General features: G+C 72.4%; 4 protein-coding genes. 2 read left to right on the forward strand and 2 right to left on the reverse strand.

All coding sequences use genetic code 11. The features are described 5' to 3' along the window. Positions 1-106 precede the first annotated feature (106 nt). The gene (locus F8271_RS30425; RefSeq protein ID WP_151493237.1) at positions 107-499 is read left to right on the forward strand and encodes an FKBP-type peptidyl-prolyl cis-trans isomerase; all 393 of its coding nucleotides are present in this window, start codon (positions 107-109) and stop codon (positions 497-499) included. A gap of 79 nt (positions 500-578) precedes the next feature. Here the strand turns inward: F8271_RS30425 and F8271_RS30430 are convergent, their stop codons facing one another. Further along, positions 579-965 carry an STAS domain-containing protein gene (locus tag F8271_RS30430; RefSeq protein ID WP_151493238.1) on the reverse strand — a complete coding sequence of 129 codons (387 nt, stop codon included), beginning with the start codon at positions 963-965 and terminating at the stop codon, positions 579-581. Between the two features lie 252 nt (positions 966-1217). On the opposite strand from F8271_RS30430, the gene F8271_RS30435 reads away from it, so the two are divergent. Further along, positions 1218-2234 carry an SMP-30/gluconolactonase/LRE family protein gene (locus F8271_RS30435; RefSeq protein ID WP_151493239.1) on the forward strand — a complete coding sequence of 339 codons (1017 nt, stop codon included), beginning with the start codon at positions 1218-1220 and terminating at the stop codon, positions 2232-2234. A gap of 58 nt (positions 2235-2292) precedes the next feature. Here F8271_RS30435 and F8271_RS30440 read toward each other — a convergent pair whose 3' ends face one another. Continuing rightward, the gene (locus F8271_RS30440; protein ID WP_151493240.1) at positions 2293-3561 is read right to left on the reverse strand and encodes an Ig-like domain-containing protein; all 1269 of its coding nucleotides are present in this window, start codon (positions 3559-3561) and stop codon (positions 2293-2295) included. Positions 3562-3806 lie beyond the last annotated feature (245 nt).

Below are 3806 nucleotides of genomic sequence, written 5' to 3' on the forward strand. Positions count from 1 at the left end.
AGGGCGGGAGCGGCGGGGTGGTGGGTCCGCTGCACATTGGCGGGGTGTGATCCGGCAGGATCGACGGTGACCGGACACATCACCCAACACGGCAGGAGATCCCCGCATGAACCAGGCAGCAGGCGCCCGTTCGGGCAAGCCCGAGGTGGGTCCGATCGAGGGTGCGCCGCCGGCCGACCTCGTGATCGAGGACATCGCCGTGGGCGAGGGCCCGCAGGCGCAGCCGGGTCAGCTCGCCAGCGTGCACTACGTCGGCGTGTCGCACTCCAGCGGCAACGAGTTCGACTCGTCGTGGAACCGTGGCGAGGCGTTCGAGTTTCCGCTCGGCGGCGGCCAGGTCATCGCCGGCTGGGACCAGGGCGTGGTGGGCATGCGTGTCGGCGGCCGGCGTCGCCTCACCATTCCGCCGCACCTCGGGTACGGCGACCGCGGCGCGGGCGGCGTCATCAAGCCGGGCGAGACCCTGGTCTTCGTCGTCGACCTGCTCGACGTGCGCTGACCGACTCTCCAGAGGGGGTCGCCGGCCGACGCCGGCGGCCCCCGCACCGCCTCACGGACAGACGTGCGAGGAGCCGCGGTCAGGCGGCCAGCATCAGGTCTGCGGTCGGGGTGGCCGGAAGACGGGCGGCCTCGACGACGCGGGTCGGCTCCAGCACCGTCATGACCCGGTGCAGGCCGGTGGCGCGCAGCACCCGGGCGACCACCGGCGTCGGGTCGACGAGGATCAGCTCCCCGCCACAGGCCCGGACGCGCAGGTGCGCGGCGAGCAGCGTGCGCACACCGGCGGCGGAGAGCAGCCGAAGGCCGGACATGTCGAGCTGAAGCACCGAGCCCGCCGGAGCGGACCACAGCGCGGATCGGAACGCGGCCACGGTGGCGATGTCGACCTCGCCGGCCACTCGCACCTGGACCACCCGGTCACCCACGTTGACCTGCACGTCCAACCGGTCGCTGCGCTCTCCCATGCCCAGAAACCTATCCCCCACCACCGACACTTTCGCCCCTCGCCGGAGTGATTCCGGGTACGTCCAGGGTCATCCCCGGAGGCACCCCGGGTCCCTCTCGGGGTGGAGGCCCGGGGTGCGGTGCGCTGGGTCACCCGCCCTGGCCGATCGCCCCGGCGGGCGCCCCGACTCCCTCGGAGTCGACCATGGCGGCGGCGCGCGGCGGGTGCGGAGATGCGGGAACGGCTGACATCGGCGGGTGACAATGGACCGATGGTGATCCCCCGGCCCCGGCCGCCCCGGCTGATCCGGCCCGTACGCGAGCCCGCCACCGTGCCTCCCCCGCTCACCGGGGCGTGGGCCGCCACCGACAGCCGCCTCGACCGGGCCGACCTGCTGCCGCTGCCCGACGGCGCGGTCGGCCCGGAGGACGTGCTGGTCGACCCGGCTGGGCGGGTGATCAGCGGTGACGAGGACGGCCGGCTCTGGTGGTGGCCGGCCGACGCGCCCGCCGGCACCGAGCCCCGGCTGCTGGCCGAGACCGGCGGCCGGCCGCTCGGCATCGAGTCGGACCCGTCCGGGGAGGCGCTGATCGTCTGCGACGCGTACCGGGGGGTGCTGCGGGTCACGCCGGACGGGGCGGTACGCGAGCTGACCGGGACGGCGCCGCCGGTGCACCTGGCCAACAACGCGGCGGTGGCCCGCGACGGCACCATCTACTTCACCGACTCCTCGGACCGGTTCCCGGTCTCGCACTGGAAGCGGGACCTGCTGGAGCACCGCCCCAACGGCCGGGTGCTGGCGTACCACCCGGGCAGCGGACGCACCGACGTGGTGGCCGACGGGTTGTACTTCCCGAACGGGATCGCGCTGACTCCCGACGAGTCGGCGTTGATGCTGGTGGAGACCACCACCCACCGGCTGCTGCGCGTCGAGTTGGGCGGTGGGGTGCGGGTGCTGGCCGACCTGCCCGCATACCCGGACAATCTCTCCGCGGTGGGCGACGGGACGTACTGGATCGCGTTGCCCAGCCCCCGGGTGCCGATCGCCGAGCGGTTGCTGCCGCATCCGCGACTGCGTCAGATCGCCGCGCTGCTGCCCGACGCGATGCAGCCGCAACCGCGCCGCTACGGGCTGGTCGCGCTGGTCGACGGAGACGGAACGGTCCGCCGGACGCTGCACGGTCCGGCCGGGCACTACTGGATGATCACCGGGGTACGCCAGCACGGCGCCCACCTCTGGTTGGGCAGCCTGATCGGGCCGGGTGTGGCCCGCGTACCCCTGAACTGATGACGCGGGGTCGGCCCGCCGCGTTGGCGGGCCGACCCCGACGGCCGTCGGCGGTGTCTCAGCGACCGCTGACCGAGGGTGCCGGGGCGGGTGATCCCCCGGCCACCGCGCCCGGGTGCGCCGGTGCGGGCGGCGCGGGCTTCAGCCCGGACGGCACGGGCAGGGCGCTGCCCCGGACGAACTCGTCCCAGCTCACGTTCCACGCGGTCCAGCCGTTGCCCGGCTGCAACTCCACCTCGGTGCCCTTGACGGTGATCAGGTCACCGACCTGGGTCACACCCATCAGCCAGTCGGCCGCGGTGGCGGAGACGTTGGCGCAGCCGTGGGAGACGTTGGTGTTGCCCTGGTCCCCCTCCGACCACGGGGCCGAGTGGATGAACTCGCCACCCCAGGTGTAGCGCTGGGCGTCGTCGACGTCGACCACGTAGCCGCCGTTGGGTTCACCTCGGGTGTCGAAGGTGGTCCGCTCGTGCTTCTCCATGATCACCATCTTGCCGCTGGAGCTGGGTGTGCTCGGCTTGCCGAGGCTGACCGGGATCTGCCGGAGTTGCTTGCCGTCGCGCAGCACGGTCATCTGCTTGGTCGCGTTGTCGATCTCCAGCGCGAGTTGCCGGCCGATCTTCGAGGTCGCGGTGCGCTCGGCGTCGCCGACCCGGTCCTTGCCGATGGGCAGGCCCTCCAGGCCGGCCCGCACGCTGATGGTCGTCCCCGGCTTCCAGAAATCGGGGGCTCGGTAATAGACCTGCGATCCGTCGTCGAGCCACGACCACGTACCCGGTTGCGGCGGATTCGTCTTTACGAACAACCGCCGTTGGACATCTGCTCTGGCCTCTTTCGGAATTCCCGGGTCGAACGCCACGGTTACCGGCATCGCCGTGCCGTACGTCCGGTTGCCGACGAAATAGAGGGTGCTGGCGATCTGCGGCTTGGTGGACTTGGCCATCGTGGTGAACGTGGTGGTGCGCGTGGTGGTGGCGCCCGAGTCGCCGGTCGCGGTCACCTCGGCGGTGTACGTCCGCTTGGGCGCCAGCGGCACGCTCGGCACCCAGCCCGAGCCGTCCTCGCGCGGTTCGGCCTTGACCTGCGCGCCCTTGTCATCGGTGAGCCGCACGCCGGTGACCCGGCCACCCTTGACCGTGGTGCCCACCTCCGCGCTGACCGGGACCTCCCGGGCCTTGTCCCCCGGCGTCACGGTGAGTTCCGGTGGGGCGGCGTGCCCCTTGGCCGACCCGGTCGCCGCGTCCCGGTCGGCGGTACACCCACCCAGGACGAGTGGTGCGGCTGCGATGGTTACCGCCAACAGCGTCAGTCGCCGCCTCGACGTCATGTTCTGTCCCCCCGTTTTTGGCTTCCCTCTGTCACATTCTTGCCGCCTCGCCGGGAGCGTCCACGCCATTCACGAATAATCGGCGGCGCATTTATCGGCGCATTTTCCGGCGCTGCGCCAGTTGGCGGAGCAAAGGCCCGCCCGACCGTCGTGGCGTCCTTTGCTCCGCTTCAGCGGGCGCGGCACCGGGTGTCCGGATAGCCGGCGGGCCGTCCCGGCCGGGGCGGCCCGCCGGCTATCCGGAC

It is taken from the genome of Micromonospora sp. ALFpr18c (genome assembly GCF_008868155.1).
Classification (GTDB): Bacteria; Actinomycetota; Actinomycetes; order Mycobacteriales; family Micromonosporaceae; genus Micromonospora.

Excerpts from the sequence above, each read along its gene's own strand:
- F8271_RS30425 (WP_151493237.1), top strand. The coding sequence starts at position 107 with ATGAACCAGGCAGCAGGCGCCCGTTCGGGCAAGCCCGAGGTGGGTCCG.
- F8271_RS30430 (WP_151493238.1), bottom strand. The coding sequence starts at position 965 with ATGGGAGAGCGCAGCGACCGGTTGGACGTGCAGGTCAACGTGGGTGAC.
- F8271_RS30435 (WP_151493239.1), top strand. The coding sequence starts at position 1,218 with ATGGTGATCCCCCGGCCCCGGCCGCCCCGGCTGATCCGGCCCGTACGC.
- F8271_RS30440 (WP_151493240.1), bottom strand. The coding sequence starts at position 3,561 with ATGACGTCGAGGCGGCGACTGACGCTGTTGGCGGTAACCATCGCAGCC.